The following is a 24,179-nucleotide window of genomic DNA, read 5'->3' as shown; positions in this document are numbered from 1 at the left end:
GGCATATGGGACAAGGGAGGAGAGGGGTGTAATACGGTCTTCGGCGTGCGGTCGCTTGGGGGGGGGGGACGGGGCCGCGCCCGCGCCCCGGTCCGGCGGCGCGGTCGACGCGCCGCCGGTGGGGAACGGACACGCTGGCCCGCCGCGGGGCACCCGCGCGGGCAGGGATGGGAGCAGTCAATGACACGATGCCGACTGTGCGGCTCGACGGCGATGGGGAGCGTCGTCGACCTGGGGGCGACCCCGCCGTGCGAGAGCTTCCTCGCCGCCGACCAGTTGGACCGGCCGGAGCCCGCCTACCCGCTGCACCTGCGGGTCTGCACGGACTGCTGGCTGGCGCAGATCCCGCCGCTGATCACGCCCGAGGAGACCTTCACCCAGTACGCGTACTTCTCCTCCTACTCGACCTCCTGGGTGGAGCACGCCCGGACCTTCGTCGACGGCGCCGTCCAACGGCTGGGGCTGGGCGCCGACGCCTTCGTGGTCGAGGTGGCCAGCAACGACGGCTACCTGCTGCGGCACGTGGTGGACGAGGGGATCCGCTGCCTGGGCATCGAACCGTCGGTGAACGTCGGCGCCGCCGCCCGCGAGGCCGGGGTGCCCACCCTCACCGCGTTCCTGGACCCGGAGACCGGCGCCGCCGTCCGCGCCGAACACGGCCCGGCGGACCTGGTGGTGGCCAACAACGTGTACGCCCACATCCCCGACGTGGTCGGCTTCACCCGGGGGCTGCGCGCCCTGGTCGCCGACGACGGCTGGGTCTCGATCGAGGTGCAGCACCTGCTGACCCTGATCGAGGGGAACCAGTACGACACCATCTACCACGAGCACTTCCAGTACTACACGGTCGCCTCCGCGATCCGGGCGCTGGCCAGCGGCGGGCTCACCCTGGTCGACGTCGAGCTGCTGCCGACCCACGGCGGCTCGATCCGGCTGTGGGCCCGGCCGGACGCGGCCGCCGGCGAGCCGGGCCCGCGGGTGGCCGACGTGCTGGCCCGGGAGAAGGCCGCCGGGCTCCAGGAGCTGTCCGGCTACACCGAGTTCTCCGCCCGGGTCGCCAAGGTCCGCCGGGACCTGCTGACCTTCCTGATCGGTGCGGTCGAGCGCGGGGAGACCGTGGTCGGCTACGGCGCCCCCGGCAAGGGCAACACCCTGCTCAACCACTGCGGCATCCGGCCCGACCTGCTCCCGTACACCGTCGACCGGAACCCGTACAAGCACGGCCGGTTCACCCCGGGCACCCGCATCCCGATCCTGGCGCCCGAGCAGATCGCCGCCGACCGGCCGGACTACGTGCTGGTCCTGCCGTGGAACCTGCGGGCCGAACTGGTCGAACAGTTGTCCTTCGTGCACGAGTGGGGCGGCCGGCTGGTCTTCCCCGTCCCGGAACTGAGCATCGTCGAGGGGGAGCGGTGAAGGTCGTCCTGTTCTGCGGCGGTTACGGGCTGCGGATGCGCAGCGGAGCCTCCGACGACGTGCCCAAGCCGATGGCGATGGTCGGCCCCCGGCCGCTGATCTGGCACGTGATGCGCTACTACGCCTACTACGGGCACACCGAGTTCATCCTCTGCCTCGGCTACGGCGCCCACCACATCAAGGAGTTCTTCCTCAACTACCAGGAGACGACGTCCAACGACTTCGTGCTGCGGGGCGGGCGGACGGAGCTGCTGTCGACCGACATCGCCTCCTGGACGATCACCTTCGCGCAGACCGGCATCGAGTCGCCGATCGGTGAGCGGCTGCGCCGGGTGCGCCACCACCTGGACGGCGACGAGATGTTCCTCGCCAACTACGCCGACGTGCTCACCGACGCGCCGCTGCCGGAGATGATCGACCGCTTCGCCGAGCGGGACGCCGGCGCGTCGATGATGGTGGTGCCGCCGCAGTCCTCCTTCCACTGCGTGGACCTGGGCGCGGACGGCCTGGTCGGGGGGATCACCGCGGTCAGCGACATGCCGCTGTGGGAGAACGGCGGGTACTTCGTGCTCCGCCAGGAGATCTTCGACCACATCCCGGAGAACGGCGACCTGGTCGCCGACGGCTGCACCGAACTCGCCAAGCGCGGCCGCCTGGTGGCCCACCGGCACCGCGGCTTCTGGAAGCCCACCGACACCGTGAAGGAGCGGGCCGCGCTGGACGCCGCCTACGCCCACGGCGACCGCCCCTGGGCGGTCTGGGAGCGGGACGGGGCCGCGGTGAGGACCTCGTGATCCGGCTCGGCCCCGGGCCGCTGGAGCGGATCGCCGTGGTCGGCGCGCACTGCGACGACATCGCCATCGGCGCCGGCGGCACGCTGCTGACGCTGTGCCGGGCGCGTCCCGGGCTGCGGGTGGACGCGCTGGTGCTCTCCGGCGGCGGCAGCGCACGGGAGCAGGAGGAGCAGGCCGCGCTGGCCGCCTTCTGCCCCGGCGCCGACCTGCGGCTGACGGTGCTCAAGCTGCCGGACGGCCGGCTGCCCGCGCACTGGGAGGAGGCCAAGGCCGCCGTCGAGGAGCTGCGCGGGCGCACCGACCCGCAGCTGGTCCTCGCCCCGCGCACCGCGGACGCCCACCAGGACCACCGCGGCCTGGCCCGGCTGGTCCCCACCGCGTTCCGCGACCACCTGGTGCTCGGCTACGAGATCGTCAAGTGGGACGCCGACCTCGGCCGCCCGACGGCCTACCAGCCGCTGAGCCCGGAGACCGCGGAGGAGAAGGTACGGCTGCTGCAGGAGCACTACCCCTCGCAGCGGCACCGCCCCTGGTACGACCGGGAGGCCTTCCTCGGGCTCGCCCGGATCCGCGGCATCGAATGCCACGCCCGCTACGCCGAGGCCTTCGACGTCACCAAAGCCACGCTCGATTTCGGCGCGCCCCACCTCGGCACGCTCGACCCGGAGGGATGAACCTTGCGCGTACTGCTGACCGGACACCAGGGCTACCTGGGCACCGTGATGGCCCCCGTCCTCGCCGCCGCCGGACACGACGTCGTCGGCCTGGACGCCGGCCTGTTCGCGGAGTGCGTCCTCGGCCCGAAGCCCGCGGACCCGCCGGGGCGGCGGGTGGACCTGCGCGACGTGACCGCCGAGCACGTGGCCGGGGTGGACGCCGTGATCCACCTGGCCGCGCTCTCCAACGACCCGCTCGGCTCGCTCGCCCCGGACCTCACCTACGACATCAACCACCACGCCTCCGTACGGCTGGCGCGGCTGGCCCGCGAGGCCGGGGTGCGGCGCTTCCTGTACGCCTCCACCTGTTCCGTCTACGGCGCCGCCGGCGGCGACGAGCTGGTGACCGAGGACGCCCCGCTGCGCCCGGTGACCCCGTACGCGGAGTCCAAGGTGCGGGTGGAGGACGACCTGCACGCCCTGGCCGACGGCGACTTCAGCCCGGTGTACCTGCGCAACGCCACCGCCTTCGGCTACTCGCCCCGGCTGCGCGCCGACATCGTGCTGAACAACCTGGTCGGCCACGCGCTGCTCTCCGGCGAGGTACTGGTGCTCTCCGACGGCACCCCCTGGCGCCCGCTGGTGCACGCCGCCGACATCGCCCGGGCCTTCGCGGCCGCGCTGGAGGCGCCGCGCGAGGCCGTGCACGACCGGGCCTTCAACATCGGCAGCGAGGCCAACAACGTCACGGTCGCCGAGATCGCCGAGCAGGTCGCCGAGGCGGTGGCCGGCGCCCAGGTGGTGATCACCGGGGAGCACGGCGCCGACCCGCGCTCCTACCGGGTGGACTTCTCCCGGTTCCGGGCCGCGCTGCCCGGCTTCGACTGCGAGTGGACGGTCAAGCAGGGCGCCGTCGAACTCGCCGAGGCCTACCGGAAGTTCGGGCTGACCCGGGAGGACTTCGAGCGGCGCTTCACCCGGCTGGCGGTGCTCCGCGAGGCCGCCGGCGCGGGCGCCGTCGACGACACCCTGCGGTGGCGCCGGTGACCGGGGTCGGCGAGCAGATGCACGCCCTGGTGGAGCGGCTGTACCCGCTCTGCCGGAGCATCACCGGCGACGGGGTGCGCGCCACCCTGGCCGTCGTCGGCGAGTACCTCCCGCTGACGGTGCACGAGGTGCCGACCGGGACGCAGGTACTCGACTGGACGGTGCCCCAGGAGTGGAACATCCGGGACGCCTACGTCGCCGACGCCGCGGGCCACCGGGTCGTCGACCTCGCCGCGTCCAGCCTGCACGTGCTCGGCTACAGCGTGCCGGTGGCGGCCACCATGCCGCTGAGCGAGCTGCGCCCGCACCTGCACACCCTGCCGGAGCACCCCACCTGGGTGCCCTACCGGACCAGCTACTACACCCCGGACTGGGGCTTCTGCCTGGCCCAGCAGACCCTGGACGCGCTGCCCGAGGGCGACTACGAGGTGCGGATCGACTCCACCCTCGCGGACGGCCACCTCACCTACGCCGAGCACGTCGTCCCCGGGCAGGTCGCCGACGAGGTGCTCGTCTCCTGCCACGTCTGCCACCCGTCGCTGGCCAACGACAACCTGGCCGGCATCGCGGTGGCGACCTTCCTGGCCCGCGAACTGGCCGAGCGCTCGCCGTACTACACCTACCGGTTCGTCTTCGCCCCCGGCACCATCGGGGCGATCACCTGGCTGGCCCGCAACGCGGAGCGGGTGGACCGGGTCAGGCACGGCCTGGTGCTGGCCTGCGCCGGGGACCAGGGGCAACTGACGTACAAGCAGAGCCGGCGCGGCGACGCGGAGATCGACCGGGTGCTGCGGCACGTCCTGCGCGCCTCCGAACGCCCGCACCGGGTCACCGAGTTCACCCCGTACGGCTACGACGAGCGGCAGTACTGCTCGCCCGGGTTCGACCTCGGCGTGGGCTCGCTCAGCCGGACCCCGTACGCCGGGTACCCCGAGTACCACACCTCGGCGGACGACCTGGACTTCGTGAAACCGGAGGCGATGGCGGACACCCTCGCGGTCTGCCGCGAGGCCTTCGCCGTGCTCGACCGCAACCGGCGCTACCTCAACCTCAGCCCGTACGGCGAACCGCAGTTGGGCCGGCGCGGGCTGTACGACTCGCTCGGCGGGCGCAGCGACGCCAAGCAGGCCCAGCTGGCCATGCTGTGGGTGCTCAGCCTCTCCGACGGCGAGCAGAGCCTGCTGGACGTGGCCGAGCGCTCCGGGCTGCCGTTCGACACCGTCGCCGTCGCGGCCGACGCCCTGCGGGGCGCCGGGCTGATCAAGGCGTGACGCCGATGGCCACCGAGGGGGTGAAGGCCGCGACCCCGGCAGGCCCGGCCGGGGAGCGGGCGCAGGCCCGGCCCGCCGGGCGGGGCGTGCTCGGCCGGGTGTCCTGGGGGCTGGCCGACCAGGCGGTCACCAGCATGATCAACTTCGCGGTGGGCATTTACGTCGCCCGGGAGCTGGGGGTGCACGCGTTCGGCGTGTTCAGCCTGGCCTGGCTGACCTACGGCGTGGTGCTCAACGTCTCCCGGGGGCTGGCCACCGACCCGCTGATGGTGCGGTTCAGCGGTGTGCCGGAGCCGGCCTGGCGCGCCGCGGCGGCCCGGTCCTCCGGCACCGCGCTCGCCGTCGGCGCCACCCTCGGCGCCGTCTGCCTGCTGGTCGGGCTCGGCCTCGGCGGCGACGTGGGGCCCGCGTTCGCGAGCCTCGGCGTCGCCCTGCCCGCGCTGCTGCTCCAGGACTCCCGGCGGTTCGCCTTCTTCGCCGCCGGCACCGGGCGGAAGGCCTTCGCCAACGACCTGGTGCAGGGCCTCGCGCTGATCCCGGCCATGGTGGTGGCGGCCCGGGTGGGCACCGTGGCCGCCTTCCTGCTGGCCTGGGGCGCCGCCGCGGCGGCGGCCGCCGGGTACGGCTTCCTCCAGTCCGGCGTCCGCCCCCGGGTCACCCAGGCCCGCGGCTGGCTGCGCGAGCAGCGCGACCTCGGCAGCCGCTACCTGGTCGAGAACGTCAGCCTCAGCGGCGCCGGCCAACTGCGCGCGTACGGGCTCGGCGCGATCGTCGGGGTCGGCGCGGTCGGCGCCGTCCGGGGCGCCGAACTCCTCCAGGGCCCCTTCCTCGCCCTGCTGATGGGGCTCTCCCTGGTCACCGTGGCGGAGGCGGCCCGGGTCCTGCGGCAGACACCGCAGCGGCTCGGCCGGTTCTGCCTGCTGCTCGGCGGCGGACAGGCCGGGGCCGCCCTGCTCTGGGGCTCGGCCCTGCTGCTGATGCCCGACCGGGCCGGGCAGTTCGTCCTCGGCGACGTCTGGCACTCCGCCTCCCAGCTCATCCTGCCGGCCACCCTCGGCGTCGCGGGCGCCGGCCTCGGCAGCGGCGCGGCCGCCGGGCTGCGCGCCCTCGCCGCCGCCCGGCGCAGCCTGCGCTGCCAACTCTTCGCCTCCGCCTGCTACCTGGGCGGCGGGCTCGGCGGCGCCGCCGCGGCCGGCACCGTCGGCTCCGCCTGGGGCGTCGCCACCGCCACCGCCTGCGGCGCCGCCGTCTGGTGGCTCCAGCTGCGCGCCGCCCTGCGCGAGCACCACCGCACACCCGTTCCCGACCCGAGCGCCACCCCCGACCTGAGCGCCACCCCCGAAGTGAGGACGCCGTGACCGCCGTTCCCCGACTGAGCATCGGCCTGCCCGTCCACAACGGCCAGGAGTACCTCGCCGAATCGCTCGACGCCCTGCTCGGCCAGACCTACCAGGACTTCGAACTGGTCATCTCCGACAACGCCTCGACCGACGCCACCGAGTCCCTCTGCCGCGAGTACGCCGCGCGGGACCGGCGGATCCGCTACCTCCGGCTGCCCCGGAACATCGGCGCCGCGCCCAACCACAACCACGTGTTCACCCAGTGCCGCGGCGAACTCTTCAAGTGGGCCTCGCACGACGACCTGTACGCCCGGGACCTCCTGCAGCGCTGTGTCCAGGCGCTGGACGAACGGCCCGAGATCGTCCTCGCCCACTCCGGCCAGGCGGTCATCGACGAGCACGGCCGGGTGAAGGTCCCCTACGAGTACGGCCTCGCCACCGACTCGCCGCGCGCCCCGGAGCGCTTCCGCAGCCTGCTGTTCGAGCCCGGCGGCGACGACTTCTACGGGGTGATCCGGGCCGACGTGCTGCGCCGGGTCAAGCCGCACGACAGCTACCACCACGCGGACCGCACCTTCGTCGCCGAGCTCACCCTGCACGGCCCCTTCCACCAGGTGCCGGAGCTGCTCTACTTCCGCCGCGACCACCCCACCCGGGCCGAGCGGGCCAACCCCTCCAAGCGCTCCCGCTGCGTCAACCTGGACCCGCGCCGGGCCGGGCCGCTGCACCCCACGCCCCGGCTGCTCGCCGAGTACGTCTGGGGCTTCGCCGCGGCCGTGCGCCGGGCGCCGCTGTCCACCGCCGACCGGCGGGCCTGCTACGGCCACCTGGCCGCCTGGATGACCAGCCGGCTGCGGCCGGGCGCCGGCGAGCGGGTCGAGGACCGCACCCCCGTGCCGTCGGCCGCGCCCGCCGTCTCCGTCGACGACCTGGTGGCCGGGCGCGGGGGGAGGCGGGCATGACGCCCCGAACCCCGGTGCGCGTCGGGGTGTTCGGGCTGCTCGGCTCCGGCAACCTCGGCAACGACGGCTCGCTGGAGGCCGTGCTCGGCTACCTCCGCGCCGAGCACCCGGACGCCGCGGTGGACGCGCTCTGCGGCGGACCGGAGGCGGTCACCGCCCGCTACCGCATCCCCGCCACCCGGCTGCACTGGTACCGCGGCGAGTACCGCACCGCCGCCCGGGCCGGCGCCGTCCTCGGCAAGGGCCTGGGCAAGCTCGTCGACGCCGCCCGCACCGCCGCCTGGGTGCGCCGGCACGACGTGGTGATCGTCCCGGGCATGGGCGTCCTGGAGGCCACCCTGCCGCTGCGGCCCTGGGGCTTCCCGTACGCGCTGTTCCTGCTCTGCGCCTCCGGCCGGCTGCTGCGCACCCCGGTGGCGCTGGTCGGCGTCGGCGCCGCCCCGATCGGCAACCCGGCCACCCGGGCGCTGGTGCGCTGGTCCGCCCGGCTGGCCGCCCACCGCTCGTACCGGGACGAGCTGTCCCGCGAGGCCATGCGGGCGATGGGCGTGGACACCGCGCGGGACGAGGTCCACCCGGACATCGCCTTCGCCCTCCCGGCGCCGCCCGCCCCCGGAGCCCGGGACGGGCGGGTCTGCGTCGGCGTGATGGACTTCCACGGCGGCGACGACGACCGCGCCCGGGCCGAGCGGATCCACCGGCGCTACCTCGACGGCACCACCCGCTTCGTCCGCGCGCTGGTGGAGGACGGCCGGCCGGTCCGGCTGCTCACCGGCGACGCGGTCGACGCCCGGGTGGTCGCCGCGATCGTCGAGGCCGTCGACTCCCCGCTGGTCACCGCCTCCCCGGCCGCCTCGCTGGCCGAGCTGATGGCGGAGACGGCCGCCGCCGACGCCGTGGTGGCCACCAGATACCACAACCTGGTCTGCGCGCTGCGGACCGGCACCCCGACGCTCGCCCTCAGCTACGCGGCCAAGAGCGACGCGCTGATGGCCCGGATGGGGCTGGGCGCCTACTGCCACCCGGCCCGCGAGCTCGACGCCGACCGGCTGATCGAGCAGTTCCGGGAGCTGGAGAAGCACGCGACGGAGCTGCGGCAGACCCTCGCCGAGCGGAACCTGACGGCCACCCGCCGGCTCGACCACCAGTTCACCGCCCTGACCGAGGCCGTCTTCCCGACCGCCGACCACGCCACCGCCGACCACGCCACCGCCGACCACCTGACGGAGACCTCATGAAGGCGACCGAAGTCCCGGCGATCGCCGGCGCCTACCTGTTCGAACCGACCCCGTACGCCGACGAACGCGGCTTCTTCTGCCGCACCTTCGACGCCGAGGTGCTCCGCTCCGTGGGCATCGACCCCGACGCCTTCGTCCAGCACAGCCTGTCCCGCTCGGTACGGGGCGTGCTGCGCGGCCTGCACCTGCGCTCCGGCGCCGGCGAGGCCAAGATCGTGCGCTGCTCCTCCGGCGAGGTCTTCGACGTCGTCGTGGACCTGCGGCCCGACTCGCCGACCTACCGCAACACGGCCTTCTTCCAGCTGTCCGGCGAGACCCAGGTCAGCGTGTACGTCCCGGCGGGCTGCGCCCACGGCTTCCAGGCGCTGACCGACGCCGACGTCTCCTACCGGATCGACCGCCCGCACGACCCGGCCGAGGACGTCACCATCGCCTTCGACGACCCGGAGCTGGCCATCCCCTGGCCGCTGCCCGCCACGTCGGTGTCCGAGCGGGACCGGAAGGCGCCGAGCCTCGCCGAGGCCCTGCGACCCGGGGAGAAGTGAGCGCCATGGCCGTCGACGACTTCCAGCTGCCCAAGTCCCGGGCGGCGAACGAGCGGCTGCACGCCCTGATCCCCGGCGGCGCCCACACCTACGCCAAGGGCGACGACCAGTACCCCGAGAACCTCGCCCCAGTGATCAGCCACGGCCGTGGCGCCCACGTCTGGGACGTCGACGGCAACCGCTACGTCGAGTACGGCTCCGGCCTGCGCGCCGTCAGCCTCGGCCACGCCCACCCGCGGGTGACCGAGGCCGCCCGGCGGGAGCTCGACCGGGGCAGTAACTTCGCCCGCCCGTCCATCCTCGAACTCGAGGCCGCGGAACGCTTCCTGGACACCGTGCCCACCGCCGAGATGGTGAAGTTCGCCAAGAACGGCTCCGACGTCACCACCGCCGCCGTGCGCCTCGCCCGCGCCGCCACCGGGCGGCCCAGGGTGGCCGTCTGCGGGGACCACCCGTTCTTCTCCGTCGACGACTGGTTCATCGGCACCACGCCGATGTCCGCCGGCATCCCGGACGCGATCACCGAGCTCACCGTGGCCTTCCCGTACGGCGACCTCTCCGCCACCGAGGAACTGCTCACCCGGTACCGGAACGAGATCGCCTGCCTGATCCTCGAACCGGCCGGCCACACCGAGCCGCCGCCCGGCTACCTGGCCGGCCTGCGTGAACTGGCCGACCGGCACGGCTGCCTGCTGATCTTCGACGAGATGATCACCGGCCTGCGCTGGTCCCCGGCGGGCGCCCAGGGCCTCTACGGCGTCGCCCCCGACCTCTCCACCTTCGGCAAGGCGCTCGGCAACGGCTTCGCCGTCTCCGCCCTCGCCGGACGTCGTGACCTGATGGAGCACGGCGGGCTGCGCCACGACGGCGACCGGGTGTTCCTGCTCTCCACCACGCACGGCGCGGAGACCCACGCACTGGCCGCCGCGATGGCCGTGCAGACCACCTACGTCGAGGAGGGCATCACCGCCCGGCTGCACGCCCTCGGCGAGCAACTGGCCGCCGGGGTCCGCGAGGCCGCCGCCGGCATGGGCGTCGCCGACCACGTGGTGGTCCGGGGCCGGGCCAGCAACCTGGTCTACGCCACGCTCGACGAGCGCGGCCAGCCCTCCCAGGAGTACCGCACCCTCTTCCTGCGCCAACTCCTCGCGGGCGGCGTGCTGGCCCCGTCCTTCGTGGTGAGCAGCGCGCTCGACGACGCCGACATCGCCCACACCGTCGAGGCCGTTGCTGCGGCCTGCGCGGTCTACCGCAAGGCCCTGGACGCCGGTGACCCCACCCACTGGCTGGGCGGACGGCCGGTGAAGCCGGTGTTCCGGCGCTTCGCGTGACCTGTCTCTTCTCCGCTACCCGATCGACCGCCCAGGCAGTCGCCGGTACCACCGCCAACGCGGTGCACCAGCCGCCCAGCGTGTCGGTCGGGTAGTGCGCGCTCAGCCGCTCGGCCGCGTGTCACGACCATCGCCACCGCAAGAACAAGGCACGACATCGCCCCCACCCCCACGGACGCCAAGTGTCGCCGGACCTGACCGAACCTCGGTGCAACCAGCCAGGACTGGCCGTACGCTGTGCGGATGGAGCGAGCTGCAGTGACTTCGTTTCGTGCGGTGGTCTTCGACTTCTTCGGCGTCCTGACGTCGAACATGGTCGAGGTCATCACGTGGTTCGAGAACCGGGAGCGGATCGCCCCGGGGACGTTCTTGCGCGCTTGGTCCGACCCCCGGGGGCAGGACCTGTTCCGGAGTCTTGAACTCGGCCGGATCAGCCAGGAGGACTGGAACACCGGGTTCGCGGCTCTGATGGGCGTGAAGCCGGACAACCTGCTGGCCAGGTACCTTCACGATGCGTTTCCGGCCTACCCGGTTCTTCAGGTCGCGCGGCAGGCCCGTGCGGCAGGAGTGCGGACGGCGGTGCTGTCCAACAGCCTCGGGCGGCAGCCCTACGACCCGTACGCGGGCTTCGACCTGCACGGCACTTTCGATGCGGTGGTGCTGTCGGCGGAGCATGGTGTTCGCAAGCCCGAACCCGAGGTGTTCCAGGTCGTGCTGGAGCGCCTCGGCGTCAGCGCCGAGGAGTGTCTGTTCGTGGATGACAGTGAGGAGAACCTCGTCGCCGCCCAGCGGCTCGGCTTCACCCCTGTGCTGGGGCTGGACGAGGACGTGGTCGTCCGACGGCTACGCGAGCTTCTGCGCCTGCCCGGCTGCTAGGAAGTCCCGGACCCCTGTGTGGGCGGTGTGCGGAGCCAGTTTCTCTCGCAGGCCCCGCAGTTGGGATTCGGAGCGCGCGGAGTCGACCGCTCCGAGGCAGGCCGACGCGTGCCGGGCCGTTGCCACAGCCGCGTCCAGGTCGTGCAGTGCGAGGTGCGCCTCCGCAGCGCGGGCGAGGTAGATGGCGTGGCTGCGGGGGTACTGCTCGTCACCCGGGTACGCCTGCATGCCGGCCTCGAAACGTCGCAGGGCCTCGGCAGGGTCCCCCAGTTCCAGAGCGGAGGAGCCGGCGATCATCTCGATCTCGCCGTAGTCCACCCAGTAGAGGAAACCGGGGTCGTCCTCACGTCGTCCCTTGTCCAGCGCCGCGCGTGCCAGGTGAAGCTGGTGCTTGGTCTCCTCCTTCGCCCCGTCCTTCGACCAGGCGCGGGCGGCGCGGGCGGCGAGCATCGCCTCCATCCGCGGGGTGCTACAGCCACGTGCCTGGGTCCGGGCCGTGTCCACGAACGACACCGCCCGACCGGCCAAGCCGGGGGAGGAGTAGCACTGAATGGCGGCGAAGGACAGCGTGTAGGCGCCGGCGATCACATCGCCGCACTCGGCGGAGGCCCGCAAGGAAGCGTCGAAGTAGGACTGGGCAACTCCCATTCGTCCCTGATCGAAGGCCGCCCAGCCGACCTGGCGGGCGGCCTCGGCGGTGATCGCGTACAAGCGCGACAGCTGATCGCCCTTGTACCGCCGGGACTTGATCGCCGCCACCGCCAGGGCGAGATCGCTGCGCGCGGCCGTGAAAACCTCGCCGCTGCCGAGTTCGTCGTCCACGTGGCGCAGGAGCTGGAGTCGGCCCTCCAAACCCGCCAGCATGGACGAGCCGTCCACAGGCGTGGCCCGTGGCTCGAGGAGGGTGCGCCCGATGGCCGTGACCCAGTTGTTCGTCGACGCTGACAGGGCAACGCCGGCAGCAAGAAACCCTCGGCGATCCACTCGTCTTCCCTCCATCAGGCTTGTGAGAACCGCCAGAGTCGCCCCGGCTTGGTTCCAAGAAACGTCCACAGGCCCTGCGTCGGCAAGAGCAGCGGCGAAGCTTCCGCCGGTCTCGAGGGCCCGGTCGTAAGCAGCGGCCACCGACTCGGTCACCCGGCGATTGCCGTTTTCCACGTTGCGCAGGTACGCCACGCCGAACCCGCTCGCGCGAGCGAACTCGGCCCAGCCCATACCGGAAGCGCGGCGGGCTTGCCTCATATCGTGGCGCAGTTGATCGGGCATCAAGGCGCTCCTCTGGGATGGGATCGCTTCTGGATCGCGCCACATCATTGTCACCAGGACGCTGGCGGTGTGTGATCGATTCCGTACAGATCGCAGTCGTCGCCGTCCGCGCGTCAGGAGCAGAAGCGTTGACCCCGGCGCGCGCTGGCCCGTCCGCGCCTTCCTGATGTCACGTCAGTGTGGGGCCTGGACAGCCTCCCGTTCGATCCCGTTCCGAGGTGTTCCGCCATGCTCGAAACCTGTTCCATGCCCCGCCGCCCCCGCGCGTTCGCGGCCCGCCTCGACTCCCTCGTCGAGGCGGCCCCGCACGCCCGTCATCTCCTCCGGGCCTACCTCTCCGGCCTCCCCAGCGGCCTCCTCTACTCCGACATCGCCGAACTCCTCCTCGGCGAACTCTTCGCCAATGCCGTCCAACACTCCGACGCCCCCGACGACCGCCGCATCGAGATCCGCTTCGCCCTGACCAACAACCTCCTCCGCATCGAGGTCCACGATGCCGGCACCGGCCGCCCCACCCTCCGACCCTCCACCACCACCGACGAACACGGACGCGGCCTCCACCTCGTCAACGAACTCGCCGAACGCTGGGGCTGCTGCCCCCGCGCCGGCGGCATCGGCAAGTTCGTCTGGATCCTCATCGCCCCCGCCCTCGTTCCTGCCGTCTGAGAGCGCGCCATCGATGCAGCCGCCTCTCACCACCCTCGCCCGGCATTCCCTCGCCCTCGACATCTCCCTCGCCGAGACCACCCGCCACCTCGACGACTGCTGCCACGCCCTGCTTGCCACTCCGCGCCCCGGTGTTGAGGCCGACACCGGCGAACTCCTCGAAGCCCTCGGCGTGTTCGACGTCCCCGAGCAGCTCGGCCCCCACGAACCCCCTCCAAGAGAGCACGTTGAGTACGACGCAAGGTTCAGATGCGCATCACCCTCGGAAGGATCCCGAAGCTGTGACCAGTTCACTTCCCGTTCCCGCAGACCGCCTCGAAGTCCTCGAAGCCGCCACGCTGTGCCTGGTGGAGACGGCCGCGCCGACGCTCGCACCGGAGCACCGCGCCGCGATGGAGCAGGTGTGGGCGAAGGCCGTTCAGGCGAACCCCGACCTGTTCGACGGCCCGGCGGTGGTGTGCACCGCCACCCGGTACGACGGCGACACCCTCGTCCTGTCCTGGGCCCCGGTGACCTACCAGTACTTCGCGCTGCGCCGCGTTGCGGGGGCGCCCCGGGTGTCGTCGGTGTTCGTGACCGTCGCCCAGCCGACCGACGAGGGCGGCCTGGTCGTGGGCCGCATGTCCGCCTCGACCGCCGCGCCCGGACGCTGGCAGTTTCCCGGTGGGAACGTGGAGCCGCCCGTCGGCACCGGAGTCCTGGACGAGGCCGAGTTGCGCAACCAGGCGTGCCGGGAGCTGACCGAGGAGATCGGCGTGCACTCGACGCCCCGGGACCTGACGCTGTGGGCGGTCACCTGCGGGGAGAACGGCAGCATCGGTGTGCACTACGAGGCGCCGCCGCTGCCGCAGCAGGCCGTGCGCGAGCGGTACGAGGCACTGGTGCGGGCGGAGGCCGTCGACGGCCGCACACCGGAGCTGGACCGGATCGCTCTCGTAGACGGTGTGGCCATCGAGTTGGAGGGTCCGCATGCGGACTACCTCGACGTCCTGCTCCACCGTTACAAGGCGAGGACCCGTGGATGAAACCCGCGCCCCACGGTGGCTTCTGGAGGCAGCGGCGCAGCTGCGGGCGGCCGAGCAGTCCAGCCTGCCCGCCGCCCCGCTGGCCCAGAGCTGCCCCGGGCTGACGCTGGAACAGGCGTACCGCGTCCAGGCGGCGGCGATCAGCGGCCGCCTGGCCGACGGAGCCCGCCTCGTCGGCCACAAGATCGGCCTGACGTCGGCGGCGATGCAGGAGCAGATGGGGGTGAGCGAGCCGGACTCCGGCGTCCTCCTGGAAGACATGGCACTGCCGAGCGGCGGCGATCTGCCCACGGCCGGCCTGCTCGCTCCCCGCATCGAGGCTGAAATCGGCCTGAGACTCGGCCGTGACCTCCGGGGTGACGACGTCGACGGCCGGACGGCGCGCGCCGCCGTCGCGGAAATGTTCCTCGCCCTCGAAGTGATCGACACCCGGTACGGGAACTGGGCGATCACGCTGGAGGACAGCGTCGCCGACAACGCCTCCGCCGCCCGCTTCACCACCGGCGAACCCATCCCCTTCCACCCCGACATGGACCTGGGCCGGGTCTTCGTCACCGTCCGCGTCGACGACCAGCCGACCTGCGCCGGCTACGGCCGGGACGTTCTCGGCGACCCGATCAACGCGCTCCTGTGGCTGACCCGCCGCCTCCACGGTCTCGGCACCGGCCTGCGTGCCGGTGACCTTGTCCTGCCCGGATCGGTGCACGCCAGCATCCCGCTGCGCCCCGGCACGCTGGTCGAGGCGTCCTCGCCCCAGCTTCCGGCCGTCCTCCTGCGCGCGACCTGACCACGGCCCGCTCCGTCACACACGTTCGCACCACGCCTTTGGAGCACCCCCATGCCTTCGCACCGCACGATCGGCGTCGCCGTGCTCGGCGCCGGCCTGATCGGCCTCGACCTGCTGGACCGGATCCGCCGCTCGCCCTGGCTGGGGTGCCGCCTCGTGGCGGGCCACCGCCAGAACCTCGGCCTGATCCGAGCGGCGGAGACGGGCCTGCCCACCACGACCGGCGGCATCACCGCGCTGAGGGACGCAATCGACGGCATCGACGTGGTCTTCGACGCGTCCAACGCCGACTCCCACGCCAAGCACTGGCAGCACCTGGAGCCCACGGGCGTTCTGCTGGTCGACCTGACCCCCAGCAACCTCGGCACGGCGACCGTTCCCACCGTCAACGGCGCCGACGTGCCGTCCGAGCGCCACATCGGTCTGGTCAGTTGCGGCGGCCAAGCCGCGATCCCGCTCCTGCACGCCATCGCCCAGCACCGCACCCCGCGCTACGTCGAGCTGGTCTCCACCGGCGCGAGCCGAAGCGCCGGCCGGGCGACCCGGTTGAACCTGGACGAGTACATCGACACCACTCAGCGGGCCGCGTGCCACTTCTCCGGAGCCCACACGGCGAGGGTGCTCGTCAACCTCAGCCCCGCGACCCCACCGCCGCCCTTCCGGGTCACTCTCACCGCCCTTGTCGACGCTCCCGACTCCGAGGTGATGCACCAGCTTGTGCGGGCCGCGGCCGAGCGGGTTCAGGCGTTCGTTCCCGGCTACGCGGTGACCGCCCTGGAGACGGGTCACGACCGTGTGACGGTCACGGTGGAGGTCACGGCGACCGGAGACCGCATCCCCGCCCACGCCGGGAACCTGGAGATCATCAACGCCGCGGCGATCCAGGTGGCCGAGCTGCGCGCAGACGCCCTGCACCCGGACGGAGCCCGCTCATGACCAGCATCCAGCTGCACGATCCCACCCTGCGCGACGGCCACCACGCGGTCGGCCACCAGCTCTCGCGCGAGCAACTGTCCGCCTACGCCGCTGCCGCCGACCGAGCCGGCGTGCCCGTCATCGAGGTCGGCCACGGCAACGGGCTGGGCGCCTCATCGCTGCAGATCGGCCTCGCCAGACTGAGCGACGCCGAGATGCTCGCCGCCGTGCGAGACGTCCTCACCAACGCCCGCATGGGCGTCTTCATGGCCCCCGGCTGGGGCACCGGCGACGACCTGCGCCTGGCCGTCAGCGCAGGCGCGCAGGTCGTACGGCTGGCTGCGCACTGCACCGAAGCCGACGTCACCGAACGCCACCTCGGCCTCCTCGCAGAGTGGGGCGTGGAGGCGCATGGCGTCCTGCTGATGAGCCACATGGCCAGCCCCGGCCGACTCGCCGAGCAGTGTGCCCTCATGGCCCGCTACGGCGCGCAGGCGGTCGGGATCTACGACTCCGCCGGCCACTTCGTTCCCCACGACGTGGCCGAGCGCATCAGTGCGATCACCGAGGCCGTCGACGTGCCGGTCATCTTCCACGGCCACAACAACCTCACGCTGGCCACCGCGAACTCGGTCGCCGCTGTCCAGGCCGGAGCGACGATCATCGACGCCTGCGCTCGTGGGTTCGGCGCCGGAGCGGGCAACACCCAGATCGAGGCGCTGGTCCCGGTCCTGGAACGTCTCGGATACACCACGGGCATCGACCAGCACGCCCTGTTCGAGGCCGCAGACCTCGCCGAGCAGCGGCTGATGAAGGCCCCGCCGACCACCGACTCCGTCGCGGTGATGAGCGGCCAGGCCGGCGTCTTCTCCGGCTTCAAAGCCCGAGTCCTCGAGGTCGCCGCCCGCGAAGGCATCCACCCCGGCGACCTGTTCGCTGCACTCGGCCGCCGCCAGGCGGTCGCCGGACAGGAAGACCTGATCCCCGAAATGGCATCCCAGCTCAAGGAGCACCGCATGCCCGACCACAACCGGCCCGCCCCGGCGATTCACCCCCACCTCCGCGATCTCCTGGTGCGCGAGCTGCGCATCGATCCCGACCTCTTGGTCCCGGCCTCGACCCTGGACGCGATCGGCCTGGACTCCCTGGCCGTGGTGGAACTGTCCGTTCTGTTGACCGAGCAGCTCGAGACGCCGGTCCCCGAGGACCGGATCACCGGCCTGCGAACCCTGGAGAACCTGAACCGCTTCTTCACGTCGACCAGCCAGAAGGGCTGACCAAGGCCATGACCCTCTCCCCACACCGGCGCCTCGGACCGGCCTGGTTCATGACGCCCGCCACCCGAGTCGACCGGTACGCCTCCGCGCTCACCTGCGGCGCCGACGTCGCGCTGGTCGACCTCGAAGACTCCGTCGCCGCCGACGCCAAGGACCGGGCCCGGCGTGACGCCCGAGCGTTCTTCGCCCAGGACGCCGGGCCCTGCGTCCTGGGCATCCGCGTCAACGCCCTGTCCACCCTGAACGGCACCAAGGACCTCGCCGCCATCGCCGCCTACCCCCGCAAGCCCGACCTCATCCTCCTTCCCAAGACCGAGACGTCCCGCGACATCGCCCTCCTGGCCGCCATCCTCGACACCCCCGCCTACGCCCCGATCCTGTTCGCCCTGATCGAGACACCCCGCGCCGTCGACCACCTCCCAGAGATCCTGGCCGAGCCCCGCCTGTCCGGCGCCGTCTTCGGCTCCGCGGACTACGCCCTCGAACTCGGCACCCACACCGGGTGGGAAGCGATGCGCCACGCCCGGCACACGATCGCCAACAGCTGCGCCGCGGCCGGCCTCATCGCCGTCGACACCCCGTACTTCGAACTCGACGACACCGTTGGCCTCAGCGCCGAGGCCCATCGCGCCAAGGAGATCGGCTTCCACGGCAAGGGCGCCGTCCATCCCCGCCAACTGCCGTTCATCACCGAGGCGTTCCGCCCCACCGACGACGAGATCGCCGAAGCCCGGGCCACCGTCGCTGCCGCCGAGCACGGCGGCGGCCACGTCACGTCCGTTGACGGGCACATGCGCGGCACACCCTTCTTCGCTCGGGCACGCCGCCTCCTCGCCGGTCTCGACGAACCGCAGGAGCAGCTGCGGTGAGCGCCAACTTGCCGCAGGGTTTCCGCTGCATCGGCGCGAACCGGGTACGGGAAGTCGTCGGACTCGGCTACCAGGACCTCACCGAGGGCCTGACCATCGAACACCGCCCCGGCCGCACCGTCACCGAGGCCGACAACACCCTCATCACCACGCTCAGCGGCAACGACGCTCCGATCCACCTCGACGCCGCCTATGCCGCCCGCACCGAATGGGGCCGCATCCTTGTGTGCAGCGCACTCACCCTCGCCATCGTCGGGGGTATGTCCGCCCGCTCCGTCAGCGCCCTCACCACCGCCAACCTCGGTCTGGGCGACGTGCAGTTCACCCACCCGGTCTTCGTCGGCGACACCCTCTACGCCGAAACCGAGATCACCGGCCGACGCCCCTCCAAGAGCCGCCCGGCCAACGGCGTCGTCACCTGCCGCACCCTCGGCCTCAACCAGGACGGCCGGCAGGTCACCTCCTTCGCCCGTGCCTTCCTGCTCCCCATCGACCCCCACGCCGTCCGCACCCTCACCAACTACTAGACGGGAGCGCCGTGACCAGCGAACTCACCTTCGTTCAGGCCGACGACAGCCTGGCCCAGGAGTACGACACGATGGCCGAACGCAGCTTCGGCCACACCGTAGGCGACATCACCCACCTGAACGGCCACGCCGACATCCGGGTCGCCATCCGCTCCGGCAAGGTCGTCGCCGGCGGCCTCGGCCTCTTCCTGCCCCAGTACTTCGGCGGCGCCCCTGTCCCCAGCGCGCTCCTCGCCGCCGGCAGCGTCGCCCCCGAAGAACGCGGCGACCGCCTCGCCGCACGCATGGTCCACGAACGCCTCAACCCCCTGCGCGAGCGCGGCGCCGTCATCTCCACCATCTCCACCCTCTCCAACGGCTACGCCCGCCATCTGGGATGGCAGGCACCCACCCCGGTCCACGCCCACGCTGTCCGCGCAGAGGACCTCAAACGCTCCTTCGACACCGGGGACTTCTGCATCGAGACGGGCACCGCGCCAGCAGCCCTCGACCTGCAACAGGACCTCGCCCGACGCTGGAACGGCCCCGTCGAGCGCCCCGCCTGGTGGCAGAACTGGAAAACCGCCAAGAGCCGTCTGACCACCTACCGCTTCCACAGGCCCGGCAACCCGATCGCCGGATGGCTCACCCTCACCACGGGCCGCCGGGAACACCACGGCACCGACCTCACCGTCCACGACTTCTGGGCCGGCGACCACGAGTGCGCCGCTGCGATGCTGGCCTTCCTCGGCCGCTACACCAGCCGCACCGAGACCATCCACTTCCGCCGCGGCGCCCTGCCGCCGGCACCGCTGCTGCTGCACAACCTCCACCGCTACCAGGGGACCACACAAGCCTGGCACCCCTGGATGCTGCGCATCCTCGACCCCCGAGGCGCGGTGCGCCTGCGCGGCTGGCCCCGCGACCTCGACCTCGAACTGCCCATCGAGATCGGACAAGAAGCCCCCCGCACGACGCCTCACCGCTATCTGCTGCGCATCTGCGCCGGTGTCGGCGACCTCACCCTCACCCGGGACGAAGGCCACGTGGTGCTTACCGCCGGGCAATTCGCCGTGTGGTACGCCGGAGGCTGGCGCAGCCCCGAAACAGCCCGACTCTCCGGCGTCCACACCCGTTCCGACGCGGCGCTCTCCGCGTTCCTCCAGGCAACCGCTGGTGAGGCCCCCTGGCTGCCCGACCACTTCTGAACCTACGGAGGAAGGCAATCCGGACTGCCCGCTGTCAGGATCTTCGCTGTGACGGCCCTCTCACGGGTCAGCAGCAGAACGCGTTGAGTGAGGTCAGCGGCGCGGCTGCCGGGCGGTGTCGGCGAGGCGGTCGGCCGCTCGGTCGACCAGCCACCCGGTGGCCGGTGCCAGCGCGAGGGCGGTGCACCCGCCGGCCAGGGTGTCGGTCGCGTAGTGGGCGCCCAGGGCGACCTGTGCCCAGGCCATGGCTGCCCCGGCTGCCGCCACCGCGGCCAGCACTGGCAGCGGGCGGGCCCGGCCACCGGCCGCCGTCAGGGCGAGGACGAGGGCGAGCGCCGTGAGGAAGGCGGTGTGCCCGCTCGGGTAGGACGGGTTGTCGCCGTGGATGGTGCGCCCCACCAGGTGCTTGAGCAGGGTCGCCGCCGCCACCGGTAGGCCGACGCCGAGGACGGCGAACACCGCTGCGCGCGGCCGCCGGAGCAGCAGGCAGCCCGCGACCACGGCCCCTACCAGCAGTACGGCCCCCAGCGGTTCCCCCAGGGAGTCCAGGCCCCGGGCCGCGTACCGCCACGGCGGTTTCACCCCGTACACCGCGTCCTGGATCCGCCCGTCCACCCGGCCGGGCTGCCCCGCCCCGGCGAACCGGATCCCGAGCACCAGCACCACCAGCGCCGCGAGCCCGGAGAGCCATCCGAGCCACCCGCGCAGCACCACCAGCGCGGGCTCCGCGCGCCCGGCCGGGCCGAGGGGGCGTCCCCGGTGCGCACGCTCCCGGGTCGCGCCCGCCCTACTCCCCGCCCCGCTGTGGCCGGCCGATCCCACGCGCGCCCCCGTCGAGTCCGGACGTCCGCCCTGTGCCGAGTGGCTGACGGATCGTCAAGTGCCGTGCACCGTGCCCCCGAAGTCGGATCCACGATACGGGCGCCCGGCGGCCGCCGGGCCGGAGAAGGCGAAACCCGTGGAGCGCTCGGCGCTACCGCCCCAGCACCCCGGCGGCGCGCAGGGCGGCGATCCGGTCGGCGGGGTAGCCGAGGGCGCGCAGGGCGGAATCGGTGTGGGCGCCCAGGGCGGGGACGGGCCCCATCGGGAGTTCGCCCTCCGCGAAGTCGAACGGGGGCAGCAGGGAGCGGACCTCACCGGCCGGGGTGGCGACCGGGCGCCAGCGGTCGCGGGCGGCGAGCTGGGGGTGGTGCAGCAGGTCGCCGACCTCGTTCAGCCGGGCCGAGGCGATCGCGAGGGCGTCCAGGCGCTTGACCGCCTCCTCGGCCGTCATGGTCGCCGTCCGGCCGCCCACCAGGGCGTCGACCAGCCGGCGGCGGCGCACCCGGGCGACGTTGGTGGCCCAGTCGGGGTGGTCGGCGAGGTCGGGGCGGTCCAGGAAGCCGGTGGCGAGCCGGGCCCACTCGCGGTCGTTCTGGATGCCGATCATGACCTCGCGGCCGTCGGCCGTCGGATAGGCGTCGTAGGGGGCGATGGCCGGGTGGGAGAGTCCGGCGCGGCCCGGTGCCCGCCCGGTGCCCTGGGTGTGGTGGAGCTGGTGGCCCAGCCACTCGGCGGTCGCCTCGAACATCGACACCTCGACCGCGGTGCCGCGTCCGCTGCCGGCCCGGCCGAGCAGGGCGGCGAGCGTCGCCGTCAGGGCGTACATCCCGGCGGCGATGTCCGAGGTGGGCACGCCGGTCTTGGCGGGCCGGTCCGGCGGGCCGGTCACCGAGGCGAGCCCGGACTCGCACTGGATCAGCATGTCGTAGGCGCGCTTGTCCCGGTACGGGCCGCCGGTGCCGTAGCCGGACAGGTCGACGGTGACCAACCGGGGGTGCCGGGCCCGTAGTTCGGCGGAGCCGAAGCCGAGCCGGGCGGCCGCCCCGGGGGCCAGGTTCTGCAGGAAGACGTCGGCGCCGGCCACCAGGTCGGCCAGCACGGCACGGCCCTCGGGCGCCTTGAGGTCGAGGACCACCGACTCCTTGCCGCGGTTCAGCCAGACGAAGTGGCTGGCCAGGCCGTTGACGCTGCGGTCGTACCCGCGGGCGAAGTCGCCGCCGTCGGGGCGCTCGATCTTCACCACCCGGGCGCCCAGGTCGCACAGGTGCCTGGTGGCCAGGGGCGCGGCCACCGCCTGCTCCAGCGCGATCACCGTGGTACCGGTCAGCGGCAGTGACATCCGGGCTCCCTCCCTGGTGGATCCCCGAGCCCTACCCGCCCCCGGCGGCGTTCAGTCAACGGCGCTCCGGCGTTCCCGGGCCTTACGGCATGCCGGGCGAACCACCGCTGCTCAGGCGGGACTTGACCCCGAGGGCCGCTCCTTTGCCCCAAACCGCAGGTGCCCGCCGTGCCTGGGGGAGGCATAGCGGGCTCCTGCGGGGCCAGGCGGGACTACTTGGCGAGCGACTCCGCGAACGGCTTGAGCATGCCGGCGACCTGCGCGCCGCGCAGCACGCTCGGGTAGTCGCGGTAGTGCTTGATCTTGCCGTCGACCACCCGGATCACGCCGACCGAGGAGAGGAACGAGAACGACTTGCCACTGGTGGTGTTCTTGCCGTCGATGGTGAACTCGACGGTGACCGTCTCGGGGTCGGTGCTCTGGTGCACCCGGGCCGAGACCTGGTGGAACTCCATCACGTTCGACATGGGGCTGTCGCGCACCAGCAGCGCGCGGATCGCGTCGATCCCCTCGAACCGCGACGGCGCACCCGCCAGCGAGAAGGGCAGCTCGTACACGCCGTCGGCCGCGAACTCGTCGACGAAGGCCGACCGGTCCTTGACCTCCATGGCCGTACGCAGCCGCTCGACGACCTGCACGGGGGTAACCGCCACGAGACACTCCAGGTGACTACTGGGGCCGGGTTGTCCGGACCCCGGGACCGGTGGAAAACTGAGGAACAACTCCGATTGGACGATACGGAGAGTGTTCTCCGGACGTCAAGCAGTCGGACTACCACCAGAGGAGGCAGGGTGGCACCCGTCGGGACGACGGCCGCGCAGACCGCGCCGCGGCGAGCCGACGCCCGGCGCAACCGGGCACACATACTGCAGGTCGCCCAGGGGCTGCTGGCCGCCGACGGCCTGCGGGTCTCCTTCGACGACCTGGCCCACCACGCGGGGGTCGGCGTCGGCACGGTCTACCGCAACTTCCCGACCAAGAACGACCTCTTCCGCGCCGTCGTCGCCGACGGCATCCGCCGGCTGACCGCCGAGGCCCGCCGGCTCTCCCAGGGCGGCGACCCGGCCCAGGCGCTGCTCGGCTTCTTCTACCGGCTGACCGAGCAGGCCACCCTCAACAAGGCGTTGTGCGAAGGCTTCGAGGCGCTCGACGGCGATCCGGGGCTGCTCAAGGACCCGCAGGCCGAGCGGGACTTCCTGGCCGCGCTCGGCGAGCTGCTCGCCCGAGCCCAGTCCACCGGCGCGATCCGCGCCGACCTCAGCGCGGCCGACCTGCGCGCCCTGGTGGTGGGGGCGGCGACCGCCGAGCGGACCAGGGCCGACGGCATTCGCCCGGGGCGGATGACCGCCCTGCTCGGATCCGTCCTGCGGGCCGACGCCGGGGGCGGCTCGGCCGGGGGCGTCGGGGCGGGTGTCACGAAACCCCTGACGGCTGTCACGGGCCGGAACGAAAGGCAGCTCTCCATCCCGCTTGGTAACGAAACGTTTCGTTACGACGTCGCGGACGGAACCCCGGACGGGGCACCGGGCACCGACGCGCTGGCCACCGTCCGCTGCGAGGTCTGCGGCCGCCCTGTGCAGACGGCCCGCACCGGGCGGCCCGCCCGCTTCTGCGGCGCGGCCTGCCGGCAGAAGGCGCACCGCCGCCGCCACGGCACCACCGCCGCCCGCCCCGGAGGAAAGAACGGGGTTAGCGCCCCTTGAGCGCCTGCGGCGACGCTGCGGGGCGACCACCGCGGAAGCGAGGCGCCTCCGCGACCGGGCCCGGCGCCCGAGTGGTGGGGAGGACCGAGTGGTGGGGAGGAACCCGTCGCATGCCCTGCTGCCCCTGGCACCGATCGCGCCTCGACTGCCCACTGTTGAACGACAGTGCTGCGGGGAGCCTAGGGCGTGTCTGACAATTCCCGCCGGGCGCGCGACGCCGGGGCACGCACCTCGCCGCGTTGTCGTCGGTCGCCGATGCTCCGCATGGACTCCCTCCTCCGCCTTGCGATGCACGCACCCCAACGCCGCGCGCTGATCCG

24 protein-coding genes and 2 pseudogenes are annotated in these 24,179 nt (G+C 72.8%); 21 read left to right on the top strand and 5 right to left on the bottom strand.

Annotation, left to right across the window (positions count from 1 at the left end):
* Positions 1-180: 180 nt before the first annotated feature.
* The 10 genes from ACZ4W5_RS24885 to ACZ4W5_RS24840 are packed head-to-tail and all read left to right on the top strand — an operon-like array spanning position 181 to position 10,600.
* On the top strand, positions 181-1,416 hold the full coding sequence (locus tag ACZ4W5_RS24885; protein WP_402488635.1) for a class I SAM-dependent methyltransferase: 1,236 nt from the start codon (positions 181-183) through the stop codon (positions 1,414-1,416).
* Positions 1,413-2,210, top strand: a complete 798-nt coding sequence (locus ACZ4W5_RS24880) for a glycosyltransferase family protein (protein WP_360232448.1) — start codon at positions 1,413-1,415, stop codon at positions 2,208-2,210. The genes ACZ4W5_RS24885 and ACZ4W5_RS24880 overlap by 4 nt, the downstream gene beginning before the upstream one ends.
* Entirely contained in the window at positions 2,207-2,884 is a 678-nt protein-coding gene (locus ACZ4W5_RS24875; protein WP_465656975.1) for a PIG-L deacetylase family protein, read from the top strand. Before ACZ4W5_RS24880 ends, ACZ4W5_RS24875 begins: the two co-directional genes overlap by 4 nt.
* 3 nt (positions 2,885-2,887) lie before the next feature.
* A complete protein-coding gene (locus ACZ4W5_RS24870; protein WP_465656974.1) occupies positions 2,888-3,913 on the top strand; it encodes an NAD-dependent epimerase/dehydratase family protein in 1,026 nt (341 codons plus the stop codon).
* On the top strand, positions 3,901-5,184 hold the full coding sequence (locus tag ACZ4W5_RS24865) for a DUF4910 domain-containing protein (protein ID WP_465656973.1): 1,284 nt from the start codon (positions 3,901-3,903) through the stop codon (positions 5,182-5,184). The genes ACZ4W5_RS24870 and ACZ4W5_RS24865 overlap by 13 nt, the downstream gene beginning before the upstream one ends.
* 5 nt (positions 5,185-5,189) lie before the next feature.
* Positions 5,190-6,542, top strand: coding sequence for a hypothetical protein (locus tag ACZ4W5_RS24860; protein ID WP_465656972.1), 1,353 nt, complete (start codon positions 5,190-5,192; stop codon positions 6,540-6,542).
* The gene (locus ACZ4W5_RS24855) at positions 6,539-7,486 is read left to right on the top strand and encodes a glycosyltransferase family 2 protein (RefSeq protein ID WP_465656971.1); all 948 of its coding nucleotides are present in this window, start codon (positions 6,539-6,541) and stop codon (positions 7,484-7,486) included. Before ACZ4W5_RS24860 ends, ACZ4W5_RS24855 begins: the two co-directional genes overlap by 4 nt.
* Positions 7,483-8,724 carry a polysaccharide pyruvyl transferase family protein gene (locus tag ACZ4W5_RS24850; RefSeq protein ID WP_465656969.1) on the top strand — a complete coding sequence of 414 codons (1,242 nt, stop codon included), beginning with the start codon at positions 7,483-7,485 and terminating at the stop codon, positions 8,722-8,724. Before ACZ4W5_RS24855 ends, ACZ4W5_RS24850 begins: the two co-directional genes overlap by 4 nt.
* Positions 8,721-9,269: a dTDP-4-dehydrorhamnose 3,5-epimerase gene (rfbC, locus tag ACZ4W5_RS24845; RefSeq protein WP_360232429.1), complete on the top strand. Its 549-nt coding sequence runs from the start codon at positions 8,721-8,723 to the stop codon at positions 9,267-9,269. Before ACZ4W5_RS24850 ends, rfbC begins: the two co-directional genes overlap by 4 nt.
* 5 nt (positions 9,270-9,274) lie before the next feature.
* Positions 9,275-10,600: a glutamate-1-semialdehyde 2,1-aminomutase gene (locus ACZ4W5_RS24840; RefSeq protein WP_465656967.1), complete on the top strand. Its 1,326-nt coding sequence runs from the start codon at positions 9,275-9,277 to the stop codon at positions 10,598-10,600.
* On the opposite strand, the pseudogene ACZ4W5_RS24835 reads toward ACZ4W5_RS24840, so the two are convergent.
* Positions 10,584-10,706, bottom strand: a pseudogene (locus tag ACZ4W5_RS24835) (phosphatase PAP2 family protein); the annotation flags it as partial. The gene ACZ4W5_RS24840 and the pseudogene ACZ4W5_RS24835 sit on opposite strands and share 17 nt — an antisense overlap.
* Positions 10,707-10,843: 137 nt before the next feature.
* Here ACZ4W5_RS24835 and ACZ4W5_RS24830 point away from each other — a divergent pair.
* Positions 10,844-11,476, top strand: a complete 633-nt coding sequence (locus tag ACZ4W5_RS24830; protein ID WP_465656966.1) for an HAD family hydrolase — start codon at positions 10,844-10,846, stop codon at positions 11,474-11,476.
* Here ACZ4W5_RS24830 and ACZ4W5_RS24825 read toward each other — a convergent pair.
* Positions 11,444-12,742 carry a helix-turn-helix domain-containing protein gene (locus ACZ4W5_RS24825; protein WP_465656964.1) on the bottom strand — a complete coding sequence of 433 codons (1,299 nt, stop codon included), beginning with the start codon at positions 12,740-12,742 and terminating at the stop codon, positions 11,444-11,446. The genes ACZ4W5_RS24830 and ACZ4W5_RS24825 overlap by 33 nt on opposite strands.
* Before the next feature lie 228 nt (positions 12,743-12,970).
* Here ACZ4W5_RS24825 and ACZ4W5_RS24820 point away from each other — a divergent pair, with 228 nt between their 5' ends.
* From ACZ4W5_RS24820 to ACZ4W5_RS24780, 9 genes and pseudogenes are all read left to right on the top strand, one after another.
* Entirely contained in the window at positions 12,971-13,408 is a 438-nt protein-coding gene (locus ACZ4W5_RS24820) for an ATP-binding protein (protein ID WP_465656962.1), read from the top strand.
* Between the two features lie 281 nt (positions 13,409-13,689).
* Positions 13,690-14,433 (top strand): NUDIX domain-containing protein, encoded by a 744-nt coding sequence (locus ACZ4W5_RS24815; protein WP_465656961.1) that lies wholly within the window; start codon positions 13,690-13,692, stop codon positions 14,431-14,433.
* The gene (locus tag ACZ4W5_RS24810; protein ID WP_465656960.1) at positions 14,426-15,220 is read left to right on the top strand and encodes a 2-keto-4-pentenoate hydratase; all 795 of its coding nucleotides are present in this window, start codon (positions 14,426-14,428) and stop codon (positions 15,218-15,220) included. Before ACZ4W5_RS24815 ends, ACZ4W5_RS24810 begins: the two co-directional genes overlap by 8 nt.
* 51 nt (positions 15,221-15,271) lie before the next feature.
* Positions 15,272-16,156 (top strand): acetaldehyde dehydrogenase (acetylating), encoded by an 885-nt coding sequence (locus tag ACZ4W5_RS24805; protein ID WP_465656959.1) that lies wholly within the window; start codon positions 15,272-15,274, stop codon positions 16,154-16,156.
* Positions 16,153-17,139: pseudogene (gene dmpG / locus ACZ4W5_RS24800) on the top strand (4-hydroxy-2-oxovalerate aldolase); the annotation flags it as partial. The gene ACZ4W5_RS24805 and the pseudogene dmpG, both read left to right, overlap by 4 nt.
* The gene (locus tag ACZ4W5_RS24795) at positions 17,125-17,412 is read left to right on the top strand and encodes an acyl carrier protein (RefSeq protein ID WP_465657018.1); all 288 of its coding nucleotides are present in this window, start codon (positions 17,125-17,127) and stop codon (positions 17,410-17,412) included. The pseudogene dmpG and the gene ACZ4W5_RS24795, both read left to right, overlap by 15 nt.
* Positions 17,413-17,420: 8 nt before the next feature.
* Positions 17,421-18,281 (top strand): HpcH/HpaI aldolase/citrate lyase family protein, encoded by an 861-nt coding sequence (locus ACZ4W5_RS24790; protein WP_465656958.1) that lies wholly within the window; start codon positions 17,421-17,423, stop codon positions 18,279-18,281.
* Positions 18,278-18,808, top strand: a complete 531-nt coding sequence (locus ACZ4W5_RS24785) for a MaoC/PaaZ C-terminal domain-containing protein (protein WP_465656956.1) — start codon at positions 18,278-18,280, stop codon at positions 18,806-18,808. Before ACZ4W5_RS24790 ends, ACZ4W5_RS24785 begins: the two co-directional genes overlap by 4 nt.
* A gap of 11 nt (positions 18,809-18,819) precedes the next feature.
* Positions 18,820-19,995: a GNAT family N-acetyltransferase gene (locus ACZ4W5_RS24780; RefSeq protein ID WP_465656954.1), complete on the top strand. Its 1,176-nt coding sequence runs from the start codon at positions 18,820-18,822 to the stop codon at positions 19,993-19,995.
* Positions 19,996-20,088: 93 nt separating this feature from the next.
* Here the strand turns inward: ACZ4W5_RS24780 and ACZ4W5_RS24775 are convergent, their stop codons facing one another.
* The 3 genes from ACZ4W5_RS24775 to ACZ4W5_RS24765 form a co-directional block, all read right to left on the bottom strand.
* On the bottom strand, positions 20,089-20,709 hold the full coding sequence (locus ACZ4W5_RS24775; RefSeq protein WP_465656953.1) for a phosphatase PAP2 family protein: 621 nt from the start codon (positions 20,707-20,709) through the stop codon (positions 20,089-20,091).
* Between the two features lie 259 nt (positions 20,710-20,968).
* Complete coding sequence (locus ACZ4W5_RS24770; RefSeq protein WP_465656952.1) at positions 20,969-22,156, bottom strand: CaiB/BaiF CoA transferase family protein; 1,188 nt, start codon at positions 22,154-22,156, stop codon at positions 20,969-20,971.
* A gap of 212 nt (positions 22,157-22,368) precedes the next feature.
* Positions 22,369-22,809: a nuclear transport factor 2 family protein gene (locus tag ACZ4W5_RS24765; protein WP_465656950.1), complete on the bottom strand. Its 441-nt coding sequence runs from the start codon at positions 22,807-22,809 to the stop codon at positions 22,369-22,371.
* A gap of 138 nt (positions 22,810-22,947) precedes the next feature.
* Here ACZ4W5_RS24765 and ACZ4W5_RS24760 point away from each other — a divergent pair, with 138 nt between their 5' ends.
* A complete protein-coding gene (locus ACZ4W5_RS24760; RefSeq protein WP_465656949.1) occupies positions 22,948-23,859 on the top strand; it encodes a TetR/AcrR family transcriptional regulator in 912 nt (303 codons plus the stop codon).
* Positions 23,860-24,179: the final 320 nt, after the last annotated feature.

It is taken from the genome of Kitasatospora sp. NPDC029367 (assembly GCF_055569135.1).
This window is presented reverse-complemented; position numbering and strand designations above follow the sequence as displayed.

Excerpts from the sequence above, each read along its gene's own strand:
- ACZ4W5_RS24885 (WP_402488635.1), top strand. The coding sequence starts at position 181 with ATGACACGATGCCGACTGTGCGGCTCGACGGCGATGGGGAGCGTCGTC.
- ACZ4W5_RS24860 (WP_465656972.1), top strand. The coding sequence starts at position 5,190 with ATGGCCACCGAGGGGGTGAAGGCCGCGACCCCGGCAGGCCCGGCCGGG.
- ACZ4W5_RS24850 (WP_465656969.1), top strand. The coding sequence starts at position 7,483 with ATGACGCCCCGAACCCCGGTGCGCGTCGGGGTGTTCGGGCTGCTCGGC.
- rfbC (WP_360232429.1), top strand. The coding sequence starts at position 8,721 with ATGAAGGCGACCGAAGTCCCGGCGATCGCCGGCGCCTACCTGTTCGAA.
- ACZ4W5_RS24840 (WP_465656967.1), top strand. The coding sequence starts at position 9,275 with ATGGCCGTCGACGACTTCCAGCTGCCCAAGTCCCGGGCGGCGAACGAG.
- ACZ4W5_RS24830 (WP_465656966.1), top strand. The coding sequence starts at position 10,844 with ATGGAGCGAGCTGCAGTGACTTCGTTTCGTGCGGTGGTCTTCGACTTC.
- ACZ4W5_RS24825 (WP_465656964.1), bottom strand. The coding sequence starts at position 12,742 with ATGCCCGATCAACTGCGCCACGATATGAGGCAAGCCCGCCGCGCTTCC.
- ACZ4W5_RS24820 (WP_465656962.1), top strand. The coding sequence starts at position 12,971 with ATGCTCGAAACCTGTTCCATGCCCCGCCGCCCCCGCGCGTTCGCGGCC.
- ACZ4W5_RS24805 (WP_465656959.1), top strand. The coding sequence starts at position 15,272 with ATGCCTTCGCACCGCACGATCGGCGTCGCCGTGCTCGGCGCCGGCCTG.
- ACZ4W5_RS24795 (WP_465657018.1), top strand. The coding sequence starts at position 17,125 with ATGGCATCCCAGCTCAAGGAGCACCGCATGCCCGACCACAACCGGCCC.
- ACZ4W5_RS24790 (WP_465656958.1), top strand. The coding sequence starts at position 17,421 with ATGACCCTCTCCCCACACCGGCGCCTCGGACCGGCCTGGTTCATGACG.
- ACZ4W5_RS24770 (WP_465656952.1), bottom strand. The coding sequence starts at position 22,156 with ATGTCACTGCCGCTGACCGGTACCACGGTGATCGCGCTGGAGCAGGCG.